A 21,469-nucleotide genomic window follows, 5' to 3' on the forward strand; every position below is an offset into this window, starting at 1 on the left:
TACACGAATAAACCCGCTGCTAGCGGGTTTACCTTTCAATAATGTACGCCGCAGTGCTTGAGCTTTCCTAGTGTGGCAAGTTCATTATAGGACGCATTAGCGCTATAATCGCTCTGATAAATATGTCTCGACGTATGTTCGAGAAAAAGCCCAGTTAAAAAGCGTGTGGCTTTTGACAAGGAGTATCGATGCAGATTACCTCAGGCCTGCCTGAAGGCTTTAACGCCGGCGCGTACGACATGATTGTCGTCGGTGCTGGATATGCCGGTGCCGTTTGCGCCCGCCGTCTTGCCGAGACTATCGGCTATCGTGTTGCCGTTTTGGAGCGCCGTAGCCACATTGCGGGCAATGCCTATGACTGCACTGACGAGGCCGGAATCCTGATCCACGAGTACGGTCCGCATATCTATCACACCTTTAACGAGCGCGTGCACAATTTCCTGTCGCGCTTTACCAAGTGGACGGATTATCAGCACAAGGTGCTCGCCAACATCAACGGTACTCTTATGCCCGTGCCCTTCAACCATGCGAGTCTCAAGCTCGCCTTTGGTGACGAGCGCGGCGAGGAGCTGTATCAGAAGCTCGTGGAGACCTTTGGCAAGGATGTCAAGGTGCCCATTATGGAGCTGCGTAAGAAGAACGACCCGGATCTTGCCGAGGTCGCCGATTACGTCTACGAGAACGTCTTTTTGCATTACACCATGAAGCAGTGGGGCCAGACGCCCGATCAGATCGACCCCTCGATCACCGGCCGCGTTCCCGTCTTTGTGGGTGATGATGACCGCTACTTCCCGCAAGCTCCCTTCCAGGGTATGCCGCAGGACGGCTACACGGCGCTGTTCGAGCATATGCTCGACCACGACCTGATCGACGTGTTTTGCGACGTGGACGCCCGCGATCTCTTTGAGATCGACGAGACCACCGTCAAGATCGGTGGCAAGGTCTACGGCGGCGAGATCGTCTATACCGGTCCGCTCGATGAGCTGTTTGGCCTTGATCTGGGCGCTCTTCCGTACCGTACGCTCGATATGAAGTTCGAGACGCTCGATATGGATCAGTTCCAGCCCGTGGGTACCGTCAACTACACCACGAGCGAGGACTACACGCGCATTACCGAGTTCAAGAACATGACTGGTCAGGTCCTGCCCGGCAAGACCACCATCATGAAGGAGTACTCCAAGGCCTATACGCCCGGCTCGGGCGAGACGCCCTATTACGCCATTCTGGAGCCCGAGAACCGCGAGCTCTATGAGCGCTATCTTGAGCGCGTCCAGAACCTGACAAACTTCCACCCGGTGGGTCGTCTGGCCGAGTATCGTTACTACGATATGGATGCCGTGACCAATTCCGCCCTCGATCTTTCGGATGAGATTATCGCCTGCCATGCATAAAGTCATAACATTCGGTATTCCCTCGTATAACGCCGCTAAGGACATGGACCATTGCATCACCTCCATCTTGGAGGGGAGCAATTATGCCACCGATATCGAGATTATCATCGTCGATGACGGTTCCAAGGACGAGACGGCCGCTAAGGCCGACGAGTGGGAGGCGCGTTACCCCGGCATTATCCGCGCGGTGCATCAGGAGAACGGCGGCCACGGTATCGCCGTCCTTTCGGGCTTGCGCGAGGCGCAGGGCACCTACTACAAGGTTGTCGACTCGGACGACTGGCTTGACGGCGCTGCCCTTTCGACCATGCTGTCGATTCTGCGTGGCTTTGAGGAGCGCGACCAGCGCGTTGACCTGTTTATCTCGAACTACGTGTATGAGAAGGTTTACGAGGGCACGCATACCGCTATCGGTTACAAATTTGCCCTGCCGCGCAAAAAGATCTTTTCCTGGGATCAGATCGGTCATTTCCGCCTGGACCAGAACCTACTCATGCACAGCCTGTGCTATCGCACGGATGTGCTGCGCGAGTCCAACCTTCCCATGCCGCCGCACACGTTCTATGTGGACAACATCTACGCCTACGTGCCGCTGCCGCGTTGCAAGACCATGTACTACGCCGACATCGACCTCTACCGCTACTTTATCGGTCGCGAAGGCCAGAGCGTCAACGAGGCAACGATGGTCAAGCGTCTGGACCAGCAGTTCCGAGTTACGCGTATCATGATGGAGTCGTACCACCTGAACAGCGATGTTGAGTCGTCGCGTCTGCGCTCGTACATGATGGGTTATTTCACTATGATGATGGCGATCTGCTCGGTGCTCACCAAGCTTTCCGACGAGGATTGCGCCGACGAGCGCCTGAAGACGCTGTGGGCGGACCTGAAGGCCTATGACGAGCGTATGTATCGTCGTGCACGTTACGGTGTGGTCGGCTTCTTCACTAACCTCCGCGGTCGTGCCGGAGACAAAACCACACTCGGCCTATACCGTCTTGCCTCAAAGATCTTCAAATTCAACTAGTACAGAAACGCTCGGGTAACGGGGACCCCTGGTCCTTAACTTGCTACTTCGGACAGTCCTGCGCAAGACGGAGGCGCCACTGGCGCCTCCTTTGCGTGCGGAACTCGTATCAAGTTAAGGACCAGGGGTCCTCTGCTATGTCTCGCTTTATGTCAGACAGCTGAATTTGAAGATCTTGGACGCGCGGTACACAGGGGCCTGGGCTGAAAAAGATCTGGTTGAGCAGGTTGCCCGGTGGGGCTTGGTTGTGTTTGTCGCGAGTTCCGCATGCAAAGAAGGCCACTTAATGTGGCCTTCGTTTTGCATAGGACTGTAGAGCAGCAAACGTAATGCCCGCCCGCCTCCGACCGACGGACGAGTGAGATTACTTCGCGGCGCCGGGGATGCCGTGGGAGGTTTTGGCGGTTTTGGCTCCGTTTACGATGGCGGTTTGCAAAGCCCTTACGGCGAGCATGCCCAGCAGGTCTAGGGGAACGGCGGCGCTTGCCTGGGCGCCCAGTTTGCCGCTGGCGAGGGTGTAGATGGTGTCGCCGTCGTTGGTGGTGTGCGTGGGACGGATGGCGTGTGCGTAGGCGTCTGCGGCCATCTGGGAGACCTTGGTGGCTTGTGCCTTAGTGAGTTCCACGTTGGTGACGATGCAGCTGATGGTGGTGTTGGTGCGGTCGAGCGGCATCTGCATGGATCCGGCGGCAGCAAAGGCTGCGAGTTCCATGTCGACGATCTGGTCGCTATCGGCTGCGGCGCGCATGCCGGCGACCCACTCGCCGGTGAAGGGGTCGACAACGTTGCCGCAGGCGTTGACCGAGACCACGGCGCCCACCTTGACGGGGCCGAGTGCCACGGCGGCGGCGCCAAGGCCGGCCTTCATGCAGGTGGCGGGGCCCATGAGCTTGCCCACGGTGGCACCGGTGCCGGCACCTACATTGCCCTGCTCGAGCGTGGTGGGGGTGTTGTCGAGTGCCTCGCGCACGGCGGCGATGCCGGCCTCTATGTCGGGGCGAACGGTGGGGTTACCAAAGGCGAGGTCGAAGATACAGCTGGAGCACACGATAGGCACCTGCGTGGGGCCGACGGGAAGGCCGATGCCGCGGCTCTCGAGTTCGCGGGCCACGCCGCTTGCAGCCTCGAGGCCAAAGGCCGATCCGCCCGAAAGGCAGACGGCGTGGACCTTATCGACGGTGTTTTCGGGACGCAACAGGTCGGTCTCACGCGAAGCGGGGGCGCCACCACGTACGTCAACGCCACCGGTGGCACCCTCGGGCGCCACGATTACGGTGCAGCCGGTGCCAGCCTCCTCGTCCGTATAGTTGCCAAAGCAAAAGCCATCGACATTGCAAACATCGATGGCTTCGAGCAGTGTGTCCATGTGTTCTCCTATCGGTTTTCCGCCGGGCCTTATGCCCAGTCGGGATCCGTACGGTACGGCAAAATTGTAGGCGCTGGGGGATACCCAGCGCCAGATGCAATTACGAGAGTTTTTGAATCGCGCGTGCGACGCGAGCGATGGGCAAGCCCACCACGTTGTAGAAGTCACCCGAAATATCGTGCACAAGCATGCGGCCGCCTGTGCCTTGGATGCCGTAGGCCCCGGCCTTGTCCATGGGTTCGCCGGAGGCAACATAGCGCTCGATCTGCTCTTCGGTAAGCTCATAGAACGTCACGTCGGTCACATCGACAAACGACAGGCTCTCGGCGGCATGCGGAGCTGTAGCGTCGCCGGCTTTAACGATGCAGACGCCGGTTGCGACCTGGTGCGTGCGGCCCGAAAGCTCGCGGAGCATGGTGCGCGCCTCGTCCCCGTCTGCCGGCTTGCCCAAAATTTGGCCGTCAAAGGTGACAATAGTATCGGCCGCGACGGTCAGTTCGTTGGGCTCGGCATGCTCGGCGGCAACGGCGGCGGCTTTGGCACGCGCCAAGCGCTCGACGAGTGTAAGCGGAGCTTCGCCATCAAAAGGCGTTTCGTCGATATCTGCGGGAATCACGCGAATGTCATAGCCCGCCTCGCGCATCAACTCGATGCGGCGCGGTGATTGCGAAGCCAAAATCATAGCTGAATGCCCTCGGCGACCTTCTCGACGGCCTTGTCGCCGGCGAGCGTGCGCAGCAGCTCAAGCGCAAAGGGGAGCGACTGGGCCATGCCGCTGGCGGTGATGATGTTGCCGTCTTGCGTAACCTTCTCGCCGGTATAGGCGCCTTCGGGGAAGCTTTTCTCAAAGCCAGGGAAGCACGTGGCGTGGCGCCCCTCGAGCAGGTCGAGCTCACCCAGGATAAACGGGGCGGCGCAGATGGCGGCGACGTGTTTGGCGGCGGCGAACTCGCAGACCACGTCGCAGACGCGCTGGTCGGCACGCAGGTTGGTGGCGCCGGGCAGGCCGCCAGGTAGCACGACGCAGTCGTACTCGTCAAAGTTGATCTCGTCAAAGAGCGCATCGCAGGTCACGGGAATCTGCAGCGAGCTTACGACCTCGCGCGTGGGCATGATCGAGACAAGCGTGGCGCGCACGCCGCCGCGACGCATGACATCGACCATGGTCAGGCATTCAATAGTTTCAAAGCCATCGGCGGCGAGAACGGCAACGCTGGGCATGAGGGTTCCTTTCATAGACGGCATACAATTAGCCGTCTTATACCCCGAAGACCTCCGCTTGCCACGCTCGATTTCCCAATGATTTTTCTGAGCAATGATTAAGTGGCTAGTTGCGCTTGAGGTGGACGACGGTTTCGCAGTGGAAGGTTTGCGGGAACAGGTCAACTGGCGTGATCTTTACGGGGGAGAAGGTGCCTTCTTCGACAAAGCGTTTGAGATCGCGCGCCAGGGTGGCCGGGTCGCAGCTCACGTAGGCGATATCGCGGGCACTCGTGCTGGCGATAAGGTCGATCGCCTCGGGGGCGAGGCCTGCACGCGGCGGGTCGACCACCAGGACATCGGCGTCCTGATCGGGGAACTCGCGCACCGCGTCGCCGCCGATGACGTCGACGTTATCGAGTTTGTTGATCTCTAGGTTACGGCGCAGGTCGCGCACGGCCGGGCCGTAGGCCTCGACGGCGGCAACAAAGTCGCAGCGGCGGGCGAGCGGCAGGGTGAAGGTTCCAGCTCCGCAATACAGGTCCACGGCAAGTTCGTCTTCCTGCGGGTCGAGCGCCTCCATGACAAGCTCGATCAAAATCTCGGCACCCTTTGTGTTGACCTGGAAAAACGACGGGGCCGAAAGGCGCATCTGGCCGTCGGCGATGTTCTCGGTCCAGGAGCCCTCGCCGGCGAGCATCTCAACCTTGGAGACGCGGCGGGCCTTCTTTTCACCCTTGCTCATAACGCGCACTATGCTCGTGGGGTGTGCGGCGTCTGCCAGCACGCGCGAGACTTGCGAGCGCGGAAACGACCCCGTGGGCGTCCAGAGTGCGACCTCGTGTGCCTTGGTGCGGCGCGATGCGCGAATGCCCACGCGTTCGAGCCCCAAGTCATGGCTGCCGCTTAGATAGTTGAGTGCGCCGACGACTGATTTGAGCGCCTTCGGGAAGCGCTTATCGAACAGAGGACACGTATCAACAGTCACGATTTTGCTGGGGTCGACACCGTGCATGCCCAGGCGCACACGACCGTTGACGACGGTCGGTTCGAGCTCAATTTTATTGCGGTAGCCCCAATCGTCCTTGGTGTGGCGGATGGGCTGCACCAGCTCGTCGACTTGCTCAGGGGTGAACTTGCCGATGCGCTCGAGCGTGGAGCGCAGGTTTTGCTCCTTGGCGGCAAGCTGAGCGGTGCGTGAGAGGTTGCCCCACGAGCAGCCACCGCAGATGCCCACGAAGGGGCAGGGAGGCTGAATTCGATCGGGGCTCGGCTCCAGAATCTCGGTGGCGCGGGCGCGCATAAACGATTTGCCGTCCTGCACGATCTCGGCCTCGACGGTGTCGCCTGCCACGGCGCCCTGCACAAAGACGGCCTTGCCGTTGTCGGCGTGCGCCAGCCCGTCGGCGCCGTAGGTCATCGATTCTATATTGAGCTTCATATCCCTGCCTGTCATTCGCGTTGTTATTCGCACCATGGTAGCAGGGAAAAGCGCCCCGCATCCGAGGCTTTCCTCAAATGCGGGGCGCTTCTACAAACTGCTTCTACAAACGACTATTTCGTCTTACCGGTAATGAGCGTCTTAAGACCCAGGCCGATCAGGCCCAAGCCCATGCGCACGCGGCCGGGGCGATGGCGCTCGATGGCCTTGGTCTTGCCGGCGGGTTTCTCGCGGCGGGCGCTTGCATGGGGCGCGGACTTGACGGTCTGCGGCTGAGGCTGGGGCTGGGGCGCAGGCTCGGGTTCGGATTCCAGGTCGGGTTCAATGACGGTTGCCTGGACCGCCTGGACCTTGGGAACGTCCGCCTGGGGCTTGGGCTTGGGGCCCAGAACAGGTGCGGATTCCGGTTTTGCTTTGGCGACGGGCTCCGAAGCCACGGCTGCGGACTCGGCGTTGCGATAAGCGCGCTCCAACAGGAACTCCTGCGAGTTAAAGGGCTTCTCGCCCTCTTTTCGCTCTACGGGAACCCAGGTGCCGTCGCTCGTCAGGCTACGTGCCTTCACGTTGTCGCGCAGCTGCACGCCCATGTACTCGTGCACCAGCGCGCGGCAGGTGGGGTCGAGCACGGGGAAGGCGATCTCTACGCGATGCTCGGTGTTGCGCGTCATCATGTCGGCAGAACTCAGGTAGATCATGTCCGAGTCCACGCCGAAGGCATAGACACGCGCGTGCTCCAAGAAACGTCCGACGATAGAACGTACGTGCACGTTTTCGGTCTTGCCCGCAATGTTGGGCTTCAGGCACGAGATGCCGCGGATGATCATGTCCACGCGCACGCCGGCACACGATGCCTCGGCGATCTTGTCGATGACCTCGCGGTCGGTCAGCGAGTTGAGCTTAAAGAACACGCGGGCGGGCTCGCCGGCGAGCGCACGTTGGATCTCGCGGTCCAGACCGCGCATGATGAGCGGCTTGAGACCGACGGGCGCCACGCCCAAAAAGCGGTAGTCGCCGCGCAGGTTGCCCAGCGACAGGTTGCGGAAGAACAGGTTGGCGTCTTCGCCGATGCCGGGATGGGCGGTCATGAGCATAAAGTCGCTGTAGAGCTTGGCCGTCTTCTCGTTAAAGTTACCGGTGCCCAAAAGCGTGAGTCGAGTGAGCGCCATGCCCTCGCGATAGGTGAGCTGGCAGATCTTTGAGTGGCATTTAAAGCCCTCGGAGCCATAGATGACGGTGCAGCCCGCTTCTTCCAGACGCTCTGCCCACTCGATGTTATTTTGCTCGTCAAAGCGCGCGCGGAGCTCCATGAGCACCGTGACCTCTTTGCCGTTCTCGGCGGCGTCAATCAACGACTCGCACAGACGACTCTGCTTGGCCACGCGGTAGAGCGTGATACGCAGCGAGATGCACTCGGGGTCGTATGCGGCCTCGTGTACCAGGTCCAGGAACGGATTCATGGCCTCGTAGGGGTAAAAGAGCAACTTGTCGCCCTGCAGCACCTGCTCGCGAATGGAGCGGGACATGTCGATGGTGGGGTTGGGCTGAGGCTTAAACGGCGTAAAGAGGAGCTCGTTGCGTAGATGCTCGGGAATCTTGCCCTCAATGCCGAAGACGTAGCCCAGGTCGAGCGGGATATCGCAGGTAAAGACCGAGCGGCGAGAAAGCTCGAGCGCCTTGCGGATGGTCTTGAGCGTCGCCTTCTCGAGCGACCCCGAGACCGCGAGCACTACCGGCTGCAGACGCAGGCGCTTCTTGAGGATGCGCTTCATGTGCTGGCGGTAGTCCTCTTCCTCCTCGACGCCCTCGCCGTCCGGATCGATGTCGGCGTTGCGGGTGACGCGGATGAGCGCGCGGTCGAGCGGCTTATAGGAGCCAAAGCAGCTGTCCAGGCAGGCGAGGATGACGTCCTCGAGCAGAATGTAGGAGTAGGTGCCGGCGGGCGAGGGGATCTCGACCACGCGGTTCATCGAGGCGGGAATCTCGATTAGGCCCAGCAGACTTTCCTCGTCGGTGACGCCGTCCAGGCCGCAGGCCAGGTAGAGTGCGCCGTTGCGCAGGTTGGGGAAGGGGTGGCGCGGGTCAATCACCAGCGGTGAGATGACCGGCGACACGTAGGCCTGGAAGTAGCGGGTTACAAAGGTGCGCTCCTCGGGCGTAAGCGAATCGGCACGCGCGCGGTGAACGCCCAGGGCGTCGAGCTTGCCCTCGATGCTCTTAAAGATGGACTCCCATCGGGTAAGGAGCCCGGGCATTTCGGCCATGACGGCATCGACCTGTTCGGAGGCGGTCATATTGCTCTTGTTGTCGACAGGCTGTTTTTTGAGCTCTGCCAGATCGGACAGGCCGCCCACGCGCACCATGAGAAACTCGTCGAGGTTGGACTCGAAAATCGACACGAACTTTAGACGCTCGAACAGCGGAACGGTCTCGTCGAAGGCTTCGTCAAGCACACGGTTGTCAAAGCGCAGCCAGCTGAGCTCTCGGTTCTGCGTGTACGAGAAGTCGCGCGGCGGTTTGCGCAGCTTTGCGGCGGCTTGCTTTTTTTCGATTTTGCTCGGCATATGCATCTGTCCGTTCAGTCCCCGCAGGGGACGGTTGCCTAACACTATTCACTATTGTCTCAATTTAGTCGACCTATGGCACGGACGTATCGCGTGAACGGTATCTTTACCTACTTCTTACGCTGACAAGCCATAGAGCTGACGCCCGTCACGTTGTGAAAAAACGGTCTATATCCTCACTCAACTGGTGAGTATATGTGAATAAGAATGATAGGTAGCTGAATATCATCGAATACAGACAGAAACACGAACAAGCGTCATTTATATACATAAAACCGTTTTAGATATGCAATTCCTAATCGAAAGATTGGAGTTGTAATTGCGAATGATTTTTGAGAAAAAAGAGCGTTTACCTTAGAAAAGTTACTTTAGAACGCCGAAGTACATCATGGGGGAATCACATGCGATATACCGTTCATCGCACTTTGTTGACCGTTCGGGGGCGAGGTGGAATTGCGGCTGATTTTTGGATATAACTAGAGCTGTCAGCAAGCAGCACCCGTTACGGAAGGGTGCTGAGAGATTCGGCCGAAAGGCCCGAAAGAAAGGTAGGAGGCCATGACGAAAGGTCTGCACGTGCCTTCCGAGATCGGCAAGCTCAGGAAGGTCTGCCTGCACCGTCCCGGCGACGAGCTCCTCAACCTGCCGCCCGACGAGCTCGAGCGACTCCTGTTCGACGACGTCCCGTTCCTGGAGGTCGCGCAGCAGGAGCACGACACCTTCGCCCAGATCCTTAAGGACCAGGGCGTGGAGGTCCTCTACCTCGAGAACCTCGTCGCAGAGGTGTTCGACCAGGTCCCCGGCGCCCGCGCCGAGTTCACCGACCAGTACATCGCCGAGGCAGGCATCCGCGGCCAGCAGATGCCGCAGATCGTCCGCGAGAAGCTGGACTCCATCGAGGACAACCTCGAGTTCGTCAAGAAGACCATGGCCGGCATGACCAAGGCCGAGATCGACATGCCCCTCACGGCGTCCACGACCCTCGACTCCCTGGTCAACTCCGAGTCCGAGTCCGACCTGATCATCGACCCGATGCCCAACCTCTACTTCACCCGCGACCCGTTCGCGGTCGTCGGCGAGGGCGTCAACCTCAACCGCATGTACTCGGTCACCCGCAACCGCGAGACCCTGTACGGCAAGTACGTCTTCAAGTACCACCCCGACTACAAGGACGTCTCCCTGTACTTCCGCCGCGACTGCCAGTTCCACACCGAGGGCGGCGACGTGCTGAACATCAACGAGAAGACCCTCGCCGTCGGCATCTCCCAGCGCACCCAGGCCGCCGCTATCGACGTCATGGCCCAGAACATCTTCTGGAACTCCGACTCCAAGGTCGAGCGCATCCTGGCCTTCGACATCCCGGTCTCGCGCGCCTTCATGCACCTCGACACGGTCTTCACCCAGATCGACGTCGATAAGTTCACGATCCACCCCGCCATCATGGGCACCCTGCGCGTCTACGAGCTGACCGCCGGCAAGAACCCGGGCGACGTGAACATCCGCCTGATCGAGGACACCCTCGAGCACGTCCTGGAGGACGCCACCGGCGTCGACCAGGTCAAGCTGATCCCCTGCGGCGGCGGCGACCCGATCGCGGCCTCCCGCGAGCAGTGGAACGACGGCTCCAACACCCTGTGCGTCGAGCCCGGCAAGATCTGCGTCTACGCGCGCAACACCGTCACCAACGACGTGCTGTACAAGGAGGGCCTGGACCTTCTCGTCGTGCCCTCCGCCGAGCTCTCCCGCGGCCGCGGCGGCCCGCGCTGCATGAGCATGCCCTTCTGGCGCGAGGACCTCTAAGTCTTTCCGTTTCCGGTGCGGTCCCCCTACAACCGCACCGGTTTCGCCCGTCAAACGGGCACCGCTACTATTTACGTAATTCATTTTTTCGAAAGGATTTGAACCATGGGTGTTAACCTCTCCGGCCGTAGCTTCCTCAAGCTCCTCGACCTCACCACCGAGGAGATCGAGTACCTGCTCAAGCTCTCCAAGAACTTCAAGGACATGAAGCGCGCTGGCGTTCCGCACCGTTATCTCGAGGGCAAGAACATCGTTCTGCTCTTCCAGAAGACCTCCACTCGTACCCGCTGCGCCTTCGAGGTCGGCGGCATGGATCTTGGCATGGGCGTCACCTACCTCGATCCCGGTTCGTCCCAGATGGGCAAGAAGGAGTCCATCGAGGACACCGCCCGCGTTCTCGGCCGCATGTATGACGGCATCGAGTTCCGTGGCTTTGCCCAGGACGACGTCGAGGAGCTCGCTGCTAAGTCTGGCGTGCCCGTATGGAATGGCCTGACCACCGAGTGGCACCCCACCCAGATGCTCGCCGACATCCTGACCGTCCAGGAGAACTTCAACTACGACATCAAGGGCAAGACCCTCGTCTTCATGGGCGACTGCAAGAACAACGTCGCTCGCTCCCTCATGGTCGTCTGCTCCAAGCTCGGCATGAACTTCGTGGCCTGCGGCCCCGAGGAGTGCATGCCCGCTGACGACGTCATCGAGGCCTGCAAGCCCATCGCTGAGGCCAACGGCTGCACCATCAAGCTGACCACCGACGTCAAGGACGGCGTCACCGGTGCTGACGTTCTCTACACCGACGTGTGGGTCTCCATGGGCGAGCCCGACGAGGTCTGGGCCGAGCGCATCGCTCAGCTCACCCCGTATCGCGTTACCTCCGAGGTCATGGCTATGGCCAACCCGGGTGCCATCTTCCTGCACTGCCTGCCCAGCTTCCACGACACCAACACCACGATTGGCGCCGAGAAGTGCGAGCAGTTCGGCATCACCGAGCAGGAGGTCACCGACGAGGTCTTCGAGAGCCCCGCTTCCAAGGTCTTCGACGAGGCCGAGAACCGCATGCACACCATCAAGGCTGTCATGTACGCTACGCTCAAGTAAGAGCATCTAGCATCTCGCTCGGGGTGCATTGCTGCGCACCCCGAGCGCTTTTGTCTGGTAAAAATCTCGCACAGAGCGACATGCACGGCACGGAAGAGCCGCTTCGGGCGAGATCAGTAATTGATTTATGAAGGGGGGATGAGAACTATGACTGAGACCGCTAAGAAAAAGCGCGGTATGCCTTCATCGTTCACCATTCTTCTTGCTCTGCTGGCAATCGTCGCGGTTGTTACCGTTATCGTCTCCGGTACGTCCGGTGGCGCGGTTACCGCTGCCCGCTTGAGCGATTTCTGCACCGCCCCGGTCAAGGGCTTCGCTGACGCTCTGCCCGTCTGCCTCTTCGTTATGATCCTCGGCGGCTTCCTCGGCATGATGACCGAGACCGGCGCCCTGGACAACGGCATTGCCGTTCTGGTGCAGAAGCTTAAGGGCAATGAGATCATGCTCATTCCCGTGCTGATGCTCATCTTCTCCCTCGGTGGTACCACCTATGGTATGTGCGAGGAGACCGTTCCCTTCTACGCCCTGCTCGCCGCCACCATGATGGCTGCTGGCTTCGACCCCATGGTCGGCGCTGCTACCGTCCTGCTCGGCGCTGGCTGCGGCTGCCTGGGCTCCACGGTTAACCCGTTTGCCGTCGGTGCTGCCGTTGACGCTCTGACCGGCGTTGGCATCGAGGTCAACCAGTCCATCATCATCGGCCTCGGTGCCGTCCTGTGGATTGTTACCACTGTTATGTCCATCCTCTTCGTTATGAGCTATGCCAAGAAGGTCAAGGCTGACAAGGGTTCCACCATCCTTTCGATGCAGGAGCTCAAGGACGCCGAAGAGGCTCACGGCAAGGCTGCTTCCGAGGTTCACAAGGAGGTCAAGCTCACCGGTCGTCAGAAGGGTGTTCTGATCGCCTTTGCCTTCACCTTCGTCGTCATGATCGTCGGCTTCATCCCGCTGGCCGATCTCAACGAGGGCGTCGCCAACTTCTTCGATGCTGGCGCTGTCTATGACGCCGACGGTAACGCCATCGTTCAGGGCTGGTCTGCCCTGATCACCGGCCTGCCCATTGGCCAGTGGTACTTCGACGAGGCTTCCACCTGGTTCTTCCTCATGGCTGTCCTGATCGGTATCATCGGTGGCCTGTCCGAGAAGCAGATCGTCAACACCTTCATCACCGGCGCTGCCGACATGATGTCCGTTGTCCTCGTCATCGCTCTCGCCCGTGGTATCTCCGTCCTCATGGCTAGCACCGGCCTCGACGTCTACGTCCTCGACGCTGCCGCCAATGCTCTGGCTGGCCTGTCCGGCGTGATCTTCGCTCCCATGAGCTTCCTGGTCTACTTCGGCCTGTCCTTCCTGATCCCCTCGACCTCCGGTATGGCTACCGTGTCCATGCCCATCATGGGACCGCTGGCTGTTAAGCTCGGCTTCTCGCCCGAGGTCATGGTCATGATCTTCTCCGCCGCCATCGGTGTCGTGAACCTGTTCACCCCGACCTCCGGCGCCATCATGGGCGGTCTTGCCCTGGCCAAGATCGAGTGGACGACCTGGCTCAAGTTTGCTCTTAAGCTCATCGTCGCTCTCTCCGTCGTCTGCGCCATCATCCTGACCATCGCTTGCGTGATGATCTAAGTACCCAACGGGTACCCCACGGAAACCTTGACGATCCTGTAAAGGATCATCTGGTCATCGTCTGTCCGGTGGGGTCAACCCACCGGTAGACTCCTACCTTTAGCCCCCTCCCGTTCCGTGCGCGGGAGGGGGCGCTCTTGTGTTCCGGCGTTTTACCAAACGCCGGAACCACTCGACGCTGCAAGCCCGCCAGAGCGGCAATCTGACGTTCAATCGTCGGGCATGGCCAAAAGGCCTATGCCCTCCTCTTTCACGTCACCTTGCTCGCTCTGGTGGGCTTTCGCTGACTTATGCTCAACCTGCGGCGCTGCCATTGTTGGCGCAGGGGGCGGCTTGCTCGCTCTGGTGTCTGTTCGCTGTCCGTTCTCTGCCCGCGACGTTTCTGCTGTTGGTGCAAAGGGGTCAGGTTACTTTGCGCCAAAAGGGGAAGTTGCGGTGGAATAGTTCCCGTTTGGCCGTCTTGAGGGGTTAAACAGGAGCTATTTCACCGCAACTTATCGATGGCGTGTTTGGTTGGTGCCTGTTGATGGCCTGGGCGTCGGGGAGGGCAGGCTCCGTTATAATCGCGTAGGAACTTAATTTACGAAACGGGACGGGAGCCATACATGCGCCAGGGTTTCGACAACGCGAAATATATCGAGCTGCAGGCCGCTCATATTAAAGAGCGCATCTCGCAGTTTGGCGGCAAGCTCTATTTGGAGTTTGGCGGCAAGCTGTTCGATGACTATCATGCGAGTCGTGTACTGCCGGGTTTTGAGCCGGACAGCAAGTTCCGCATGCTCAAGAGCATCGCCGACGATGTCGAGGTTATCATCGCGATCAACGCGAACCACATCGAGAAAAACAAGGCTCGTGGTGACCTTGGCATTACCTATGACGAGGATGTGCTGCGCCTGGTTGACCTGTTCCGCGGCAACGGCTTTGCCGTCGCGGCTGTGGTTATCACCCAGTACGCCGGCCAGCCTGCTGCCGATGTGTTCCGCAACCGCTTGAACGCGCTCGGTATTCCCGCCAAGCTGCACTATCCCATCGAGGGGTATCCGCACGATGTCGATCTGATCGTGTCCGACGATGGCTACGGCAAGAACGAGTTTGTCGAGACCACGCGTCCGCTCGTTGTCGTGACGGCACCCGGCCCCGGCTCGGGCAAGCTCGCCACCTGCCTCTCGCAGCTGTATCACGAGCATAAGCACGGTACCGCCGCCGGCTATGCCAAGTTTGAGACCTTCCCGGTCTGGAATCTTCCTCTGACGCATCCGGTCAATATTGCCTACGAGGCCGCCACGGCCGACCTCGACGATGCCAATATCATCGACTCCTTCCACTTGGAAGCCTACAACAAGACCACGGTCAACTACAACCGTGACGTCGAGGCTTTCCCGGTGGTCCGTGCCCTGATGGAAAAGATTCTGGGGGAGAGCCCCTACCAGAGCCCCACCGACATGGGTGTCAATATGGTCGGCTTTGCCATCACCGATGACGATGCCTGTCGCGATGCCTCCAAGATGGAGATCGTCCGCCGCTACTTTTCTGCGGTCGAGGCCGTGCGCCGCACCGGCGTGGGCGATGAGCAGGTTGATCGTCTCAAGCTCATTATGAAAAAGGCCGGTATCGACAAGAATTACTCGCCAGCACGCTCGGCCGCCCTTACCAGGGAGCAGCTGACGGGTGGCCCCGTAGGCGCCATGGTCATGCCCGACGGCTCCGTGGTGACCGGTAAGACTTCCACGCGCCTGGGCGCCGCGAGCTCGCTCATCATGAACGCCCTCAAGCATGTCTCGGGCGTCGACCTTGAGCTCGAGGTCATTAGCGATGAGGCGATCGAGCCCATCAGTAAGCTCAAGACGCATTTCCTGGGAAGTAAAAACCCGCGCCTCCACACCGACGAGACGCTTATGGCGCTGTCGATCACCTCGGCCACGAGTGAGACGGCCGCTCGCGTCCTTTCGGGCCTGGAGCAGTTGCGCGGTTGCGATGCCTTCTTTAGCGTGATCATCTCGCCGACGGACGAGACGGTACTGCGCAAGTTGGGCATCAACGTGTGCTGCGAGCCCAAGTTTGAGCGCCGCGGTTTCTTCCATCGCTAAGTTTGAAGCACCGCGGTAATTGCATTGCATTTTGGCCGTATCGGGTTAGCGCCCGGTACGGCTTTTTGATCAATAAAGCGTCTATTTCGGCGAAAAATAGCTGTTTACCTGCCTAGAAACAATTTGAGCGGTATACAATAACCGTAACTGTTTCATCCTTAGCGGGATGCCGCATGATGGATATTACCTGCCATCGTGAGGTGTGTCGGTCGCGCACGGCGCGTTAGATGCTCGTGCTCGGTTTGAGGAGGCTGCTATGGCGGGCAAGGGTCGTGCGAGTGTCAACGATATGAAGCGTGTCGAGGTGCTGGTGTTGATGGAGATCGACCAGCAAACCGAAGACAATGGCGGGCCGTATGGTTTCTCGCGCAAAACGCTTGCCGAGCGCGTGGGGGTTTCGCCGTATCGTGCCCGCGCCGCAATCGATCGCTTGGATTCCGAAGGTATGATTGATGTCGTCTCGCGTTATAGCGACGACGGCGGTCAGCTTGCAAATGGCATTTGCCTCACCGAACGTGGTGAGTGGTATCTTGAGGGCGTCCGTACCGGCATGCTCGTTCAAGAAATGCTTGAGGACGAGGTTGCTGATCGATAGCAGCATGTAACCCTTGCCATAGCGACGCCGCCTGGGAAACCGGGCGGCATTTTGTTTCAAGATTGAGAAATGCAATCGCACGCGAGAAAAATTGCGGACGGTCCGCGGCGCGAGTATTACAATGAAGACCCGTAAGATGTGGATAAACAACTTCTACGGGAAGCGCAGGTAACTCAATATGACCAAGCATGTGTTCGTAACCGGTGGCGTGGTTTCGTCCCTGGGCAAGGGTATCACCGCGGCCTCGCTGGGCCGTCTGCTCAAGTCGCGTGGCTACAAAGTAACGATGCAGAAGGCCGACCCGTATCTGAACGTCGACCCCGGTACCATGAGCCCGTTCCAGCATGGTGAGGTCTTTGTGACCGAGGACGGCTACGAGTCCGACCTGGACTTGGGTCATTACGAGCGCTTTATTGATGAGAACCTGACCCGCGATTCCAACTTTACGACCGGTGCCATCTACAAAAGCCTAATCGCCCGTGAGCGTCGCGGCGACTTTTTGGGCGGTACCGTGCAGGTGATTCCCCACGTCACCAATGCCATTAAGGACAAGTTTCGCCGCATCGAGGAGCAGACCGGCTCCGATGTAGTCATCACCGAGCTGGGCGGCACGATCGGCGACATCGAGTCCCAACCGTTTGTCGAGGCCATCCGTCAGTACCGCAAGGAGGCCGGCCCCGAGAACGTCTGCTACATCCACGTGTCGCTCGTTCCCTATATCGCCGCCGCCCACGAGGTCAAGACCAAGCCCACGCAGCATTCCGTCAAGGAGCTCCGCAGCTTTGGCATCCAGCCCGATATTATCGTGCTGCGCTCCGACCACCATATCGATGACGCTATCCGCGGAAAGATCGCAAGCTTCTGCGACGTCGACACCGATTGCGTCTTTACCAACGAGGACTGCGCGAGCATTTACGATGTTCCGCAGCTGCTTGCCGAGCAGGACTTTGACCTGCGCATTTGCGAGCGCCTGGGTCTGGATCCGCGTGAGCGCGACATGAGCGAGTGGAACGAGTTCCTGCGCAAACAGAATCACGCCAACCATCACGCCGACAAGGTGAAGATCGCCGTCGTGGGTAAGTACACGCAGCTGCCCGATGCGTACCTGTCGGTTATCGAGGCCCTGCACCATGCGGGCGTCTTCTACGATCGCCATGTGGACGTCCAGCTAGTCGACGGCGAGAGCCTCGATGAGCAGAATGTCTCCGAGGTTCTAGGCGACGCCTCGGGCATCCTGGTCCCCGGCGGCTTTGGCAAGCGCGCCCTGGAGGGCAAGATCCTCGCGGCCGAGTTTGCCCGTGAGCACAAGATTCCGTATCTGGGCATTTGCCTGGGTATGCAAGTGGCCGTGTGTGAGTTCGCCCGCAATGTCGTCGGCCTTGCCGGCGCCAGCTCCTCTGAGTTCGATCCGGATGGCCCGTATAGCGTCATCGACCTGATGAGCTCGCAGGAGGACGTGACTGAGAAGGGCGGCACCATGCGTCTGGGTGCCTATCCGTGCAAGCTTGCTGCCGATACCCTTGCTCGCGAGGCATATGGCGAGGAACTCGTCTACGAGCGTCACCGTCACCGCTTTGAGTTCAACAACGCCTTCCGCGACCAGCTCGAGGACGCCGGTTTGGTTATCTCGGGTCTGTCGCCTGACGAGCGCCTGGTCGAGATGGTCGAGCTGCCGCGCGACGTGCATCCGTGGTATGTGGCAACTCAGGCTCATCCCGAGTTCAAGAGCCGCCCGACCAACCCGCAGCCGCTGTTCCGCGAGTTCGTGCGTGCTTCGATTGGCCAGCACGAGGGTGTCGACCGTCTGCAGGTGACGCCCATGAACCTCGCTACGGACTAAGGGTGCCGGCGAATAAGGAACATACCGAAGCTACTCCCTCGTCGCTCGCCGTGGCGGCGGGGGAGTATCTCGATTACCTCGCGGTCGAGCGGGGCTTGGCGCGCAACACGATTGTGGCCTATCGTCGTGACCTGACGACGTACTGCGCCTATCTGGAGCGGGCGGGTATTGTGTCTTTTGAAGAGGTGACCCGTCAGGTCGTGGAGGGCTTTGTCGCCGATCGCCGCGGCGGAGGCTATTCCGACGCCTCGGTGGAGCGCGCGCTTGCTGCCGTGAAGGGCCTGCATGCCTTTTTGGTGCGCGATGGGGCCGTGGCCCAAAACCCGACGGCGGCGTTGCGCCTGCCTAAAAAGGCTGAGCGTTTGCCGGAGTATCTATCGGTGGAGGATGTCTCGGCGCTGCTCGATCAAGACTTTCCCGAGGGCGAGATGGGACTGCGCGACCATGCCATCTTGGAAGTGCTCTACGGATGCGGTTTGCGTGTGAGTGAGCTGGTTGGGCTCGATGTGGGCGATATCCATATTGACGATGGCTTTGTACTCGTTCGCGGTAAGGGCTCAAAGGAACGCCTGTCCCCACTGGTGGGAAGCGCGGCGCGAGCTCTGACGCTCTATGTAACTGAGGGACGTTCTCGCTTGGCGGCCCATGCCCGCGGAACCGAGACCTCGGCGGTCTTTTTAAATAAGAACGGACGTCGCCTGTCGCGCCAGGCCGTGCATGCGATATGCGAGCGGTATGGGCGTCAGGTGGGGCTGGTGGGGCTCCATCCCCATACTTTGCGCCACTCCTTTGCCACCCACATGCTCGCGGGCGGTGCCGACCTGCGTGTGCTGCAGGAGATTTTGGGCCATGCCGATATTTCGACCACGCAGGTCTACACGCATGTCGACCGAACGCAACTGACCGAGGTCTATCTGGCGGCGCATCCGCTAGCACATCGCTAGCACCTCGCTGACCTGCATATTTATAAATACTAAAGGGGCCGGGCCCCAGATTGCCGAGACGCACTTTTGCGCGCATGGGCAATCTGGGGCTCGTCCCATTTTTCGCTAGACACCGACGCGGCGGTGGGCCGCATGTGCCTTGGGTGGGGGAGTTTGGGGGCGATGTGAACGGCATGTAAAGGGACGCAAAAATCGCCTCAAGGTCAACTTGAAGGTTGAGGTTGAACGGCGGGGTGCCACAGGTGGCATCCCGCCGTTGCTGTAAACACAACATATTGTGTTTTCGAACATATGATTGGGGGTGTTTTGCAATATATGGTGGGTGGAGTGGTGGGGCGGGGTAGGGGAAGGGGTGGGGAAAGGTGTTGAAAAATGGGGCGGTTCCCCATATTATTAATGACGTCGACAGGCGGGGTGGTTCCCCGCGTACGTGCCATCTGAGTAACCGAGGGGAGGGCGCACATGGGAATGACTGGTGCATACGAGCGCAATCTCGATGCAAAAGGTCGTCTGTCCCTGCCTGCACCCCTTCGCGAGGAGCTTGGAGAGCACGTTCGCGTGTTCAAAGCCCTGGATGTCGATGCTCTGTACGTGTTCTCTGCCGAGGCCTTCGATAAGTGGGTCGAAGGACTCTTCGCGGGTCGTGAGGGCCACGAGGGTTTTAACCCGCGTGACATCAACGACCAGAAGCTCATGAGGGCGATCAACAAGCGCACCACGTCGATGGATGTGGACAGCGCGGGTCGTATCGGTCTTTCTGAGTCTCTCCGCAAGCAGGCGAACCTCGACCGCGAGGTCACGGTTGTGGGCAACTACGACCACCTTGAGGTTTGGGACCGCGCTACGGCCGATGAGGACGATGACGATGAGGCCCTGCTGGACCTCTTCTTCTCGTAAGGGCAAGGCACGGGTAACGGATGGAGCGTGGGATCTTGACACAAGAATATCGGCATGAACCTGTCATGCTCGGCGAAGTGCTTGAGTCGCTGCGGCTAAAGAGCGGCTCCGTTGTCTGCGATTGCACCCTTGGCGGTGCCGGCCATTCGGTAAAGATGGCTGCGCAGGTGGGGGAGACGGGTCTTTTGCTCGGCGTCGATCAGGACGACATGGCCCTCGAGGCCGCTGGCGCCCGTCTGGACCGCGAGGTTCCCGGCGTTCCGCACCAGCTGCTGAAGGGCAACTTCGGCGACTTGGACGAGCTGCTTTGCTCGGCCGAGGTGCCCGGGGTCGATGGCTTCCTGTTCGATTTGGGCGTTTCGTCACCGCAACTCGATATCCCTGGAAGGGGCTTTTCGTATAACGAGGACGCCCCATTGGACATGCGGATGGATCCGGGTAATAACACCTTAAACGCAGCTGAGGTCATCAACACCTATAACGAACACGACCTCGCTCGGATTCTACGCGTCTACGGCGAAGAGAAGTTCGCCTCGCAGATCGCGCGCGAGATCGTGCGCCGCCGCGAGCAAGAACCGATCGAAACCACCGGCCAATTTGTCGAGATCATCAAGGCGGGTATCCCGGCTGCCGCTCGTCGGCATGGCGGACACCCGGCCAAGAAAAGTTTCCAGGCCATTCGCATCGAGGTCAATCACGAGCTCGATGTGCTCGAACGAGGGCTTGATGCCGCCACCAGGTGGCTCAACCCGGGCGGACGTATCTGCGTCATCTCATATCACTCGCTCGAGGACCGTATCGTAAAGAACCACTTTAAGGAGATGAGCCAGGGGTGCACGTGTCCGCCGGAGATTCCGGTGTGCGTGTGCGGCAACGTGCCGATACTCAAGGTCATCACCCGCAAACCCTTGGTTGCACAGCCTGATGAGGTTGAGCGCAACCCTCGGGCGAGATCAGCCAAAATCCGCGTGGCGCAGCGTCTGTAGGCGCGACCGCGTGATATTGGACCTCCCGCTCGCACCATAAACGAAGCTTAAACACACTACCAACGTACTCGGGATGGGAGGCGGCATATCATGGGCTACAACACTTCAAGCGCAGCACTCGCCTATGATATGAACGCCATGCCCGCCTATCGTGAGACGCCGCAGGCCCCCGTTGCTCCCCGTGAGCAGCGCACGCCGCGCTTTGATGTCTACACGGGCGCGGGCCGTCAGGCAAACCAGGCGGTAAGCCCGGTTTTCATGAGCGTTCTTAAAACGTTTTGCATCATTGCGGCTATCTTCATGACGATCGGCGTCGCCCGCGTGGCGCTCGCCGGTGTTACGGCCCAGGTGCTCAACAGCAACGCCGAGCTTACCAATACGCTCGAAAAGGCGACCGATGAGAGCTCCGACCTGGAGGTCATGCATTCGGTCTATGGCGCCGACACGCGCATTCGCGACCTTGCGGGCGCTTATGGCATGGTGGAGCCCAGCGAGAGCGTTACACTTGACTTTTCGCAGGATGCAGCCGCGGGCGCCAACGCGACCGCGACCGCTCAGTAGCAAGACGGTAGCTGAGTATGACAAATGACTATCGCCGCGGTTCCGATGG

17 protein-coding genes are annotated in these 21,469 nt (G+C 59.9%); 12 read left to right on the forward strand and 5 right to left on the reverse strand.

The window, feature by feature from the left end:
* The first annotated feature begins 188 nt into the window (after positions 1-188).
* Together glf and AAAT03_RS00530 are read left to right on the forward strand one after the other, a co-directional pair.
* Positions 189-1,391 carry a UDP-galactopyranose mutase gene (gene glf, locus AAAT03_RS00525; protein WP_117564384.1) on the forward strand — a complete coding sequence of 401 codons (1,203 nt, stop codon included), beginning with the start codon at positions 189-191 and terminating at the stop codon, positions 1,389-1,391.
* Entirely contained in the window at positions 1,384-2,415 is a 1,032-nt protein-coding gene (locus tag AAAT03_RS00530) for a glycosyltransferase family 2 protein (protein ID WP_118270119.1), read from the forward strand. Before glf ends, AAAT03_RS00530 begins: the two co-directional genes overlap by 8 nt.
* Before the next feature lie 364 nt (positions 2,416-2,779).
* Here AAAT03_RS00530 and AAAT03_RS00535 read toward each other — a convergent pair whose 3' ends face one another.
* From AAAT03_RS00535 to ppk1, 5 genes are all read right to left on the reverse strand, one after another.
* The gene (locus AAAT03_RS00535) at positions 2,780-3,781 is read right to left on the reverse strand and encodes a P1 family peptidase (RefSeq protein ID WP_118270118.1); all 1,002 of its coding nucleotides are present in this window, start codon (positions 3,779-3,781) and stop codon (positions 2,780-2,782) included.
* Positions 3,782-3,881: 100 nt separating this feature from the next.
* On the reverse strand, positions 3,882-4,463 hold the full coding sequence (locus AAAT03_RS00540) for a Maf family protein (RefSeq protein ID WP_117564381.1): 582 nt from the start codon (positions 4,461-4,463) through the stop codon (positions 3,882-3,884).
* Positions 4,460-5,002 carry a DJ-1 family glyoxalase III gene (locus AAAT03_RS00545; protein ID WP_117735750.1) on the reverse strand — a complete coding sequence of 181 codons (543 nt, stop codon included), beginning with the start codon at positions 5,000-5,002 and terminating at the stop codon, positions 4,460-4,462. Before AAAT03_RS00545 ends, AAAT03_RS00540 begins: the two co-directional genes overlap by 4 nt.
* 106 nt (positions 5,003-5,108) lie before the next feature.
* Positions 5,109-6,437 carry a 23S rRNA (uracil(1939)-C(5))-methyltransferase RlmD gene (gene rlmD, locus AAAT03_RS00550; RefSeq protein ID WP_349102343.1) on the reverse strand — a complete coding sequence of 443 codons (1,329 nt, stop codon included), beginning with the start codon at positions 6,435-6,437 and terminating at the stop codon, positions 5,109-5,111.
* Between the two features lie 98 nt (positions 6,438-6,535).
* Positions 6,536-8,983 (reverse strand): polyphosphate kinase 1, encoded by a 2,448-nt coding sequence (gene ppk1, locus AAAT03_RS00555; protein ID WP_349102344.1) that lies wholly within the window; start codon positions 8,981-8,983, stop codon positions 6,536-6,538.
* A 558-nt stretch (positions 8,984-9,541) separates the two neighbouring features.
* On the opposite strand from ppk1, the gene arcA reads away from it, so the two are divergent.
* The 10 genes from arcA (at position 9,542) to AAAT03_RS00605 (ending at position 21,420) form a co-directional block, all read left to right on the forward strand.
* Positions 9,542-10,783: an arginine deiminase gene (gene arcA, locus AAAT03_RS00560; protein WP_117584235.1), complete on the forward strand. Its 1,242-nt coding sequence runs from the start codon at positions 9,542-9,544 to the stop codon at positions 10,781-10,783.
* Positions 10,784-10,888: 105 nt separating this feature from the next.
* Positions 10,889-11,884, forward strand: coding sequence for an ornithine carbamoyltransferase (gene argF, locus AAAT03_RS00565; RefSeq protein ID WP_117584234.1), 996 nt, complete (start codon positions 10,889-10,891; stop codon positions 11,882-11,884).
* A gap of 147 nt (positions 11,885-12,031) precedes the next feature.
* Positions 12,032-13,510: a YfcC family protein gene (locus tag AAAT03_RS00570; RefSeq protein ID WP_349102345.1), complete on the forward strand. Its 1,479-nt coding sequence runs from the start codon at positions 12,032-12,034 to the stop codon at positions 13,508-13,510.
* Positions 13,511-14,115: 605 nt separating this feature from the next.
* Complete coding sequence (locus AAAT03_RS00575; protein WP_117638233.1) at positions 14,116-15,597, forward strand: DUF1846 domain-containing protein; 1,482 nt, start codon at positions 14,116-14,118, stop codon at positions 15,595-15,597.
* Positions 15,598-15,853: 256 nt separating this feature from the next.
* Positions 15,854-16,192, forward strand: coding sequence for a hypothetical protein (locus tag AAAT03_RS00580; RefSeq protein WP_040358312.1), 339 nt, complete (start codon positions 15,854-15,856; stop codon positions 16,190-16,192).
* Positions 16,193-16,370: 178 nt separating this feature from the next.
* Positions 16,371-18,032, forward strand: a complete 1,662-nt coding sequence (locus tag AAAT03_RS00585) for a CTP synthase (RefSeq protein ID WP_006234274.1) — start codon at positions 16,371-16,373, stop codon at positions 18,030-18,032.
* Positions 18,033-18,034: 2 nt separating this feature from the next.
* Complete coding sequence (gene xerD, locus AAAT03_RS00590; protein ID WP_199407928.1) at positions 18,035-18,976, forward strand: site-specific tyrosine recombinase XerD; 942 nt, start codon at positions 18,035-18,037, stop codon at positions 18,974-18,976.
* A gap of 462 nt (positions 18,977-19,438) precedes the next feature.
* A complete protein-coding gene (locus AAAT03_RS00595; RefSeq protein WP_035137949.1) occupies positions 19,439-19,873 on the forward strand; it encodes a division/cell wall cluster transcriptional repressor MraZ in 435 nt (144 codons plus the stop codon).
* A 20-nt stretch (positions 19,874-19,893) separates the two neighbouring features.
* Positions 19,894-20,859, forward strand: a complete 966-nt coding sequence (rsmH, locus tag AAAT03_RS00600; RefSeq protein ID WP_006234266.1) for a 16S rRNA (cytosine(1402)-N(4))-methyltransferase RsmH — start codon at positions 19,894-19,896, stop codon at positions 20,857-20,859.
* Between the two features lie 90 nt (positions 20,860-20,949).
* Positions 20,950-21,420, forward strand: coding sequence for a hypothetical protein (locus AAAT03_RS00605; RefSeq protein WP_022094483.1), 471 nt, complete (start codon positions 20,950-20,952; stop codon positions 21,418-21,420).
* The last annotated feature ends 49 nt before the right edge of the window (positions 21,421-21,469 follow it).

It is taken from the genome of Collinsella sp. CLA-AA-H167 (assembly GCF_040095305.1).
GTDB lineage: Bacteria > Actinomycetota > Coriobacteriia > Coriobacteriales > Coriobacteriaceae > Collinsella.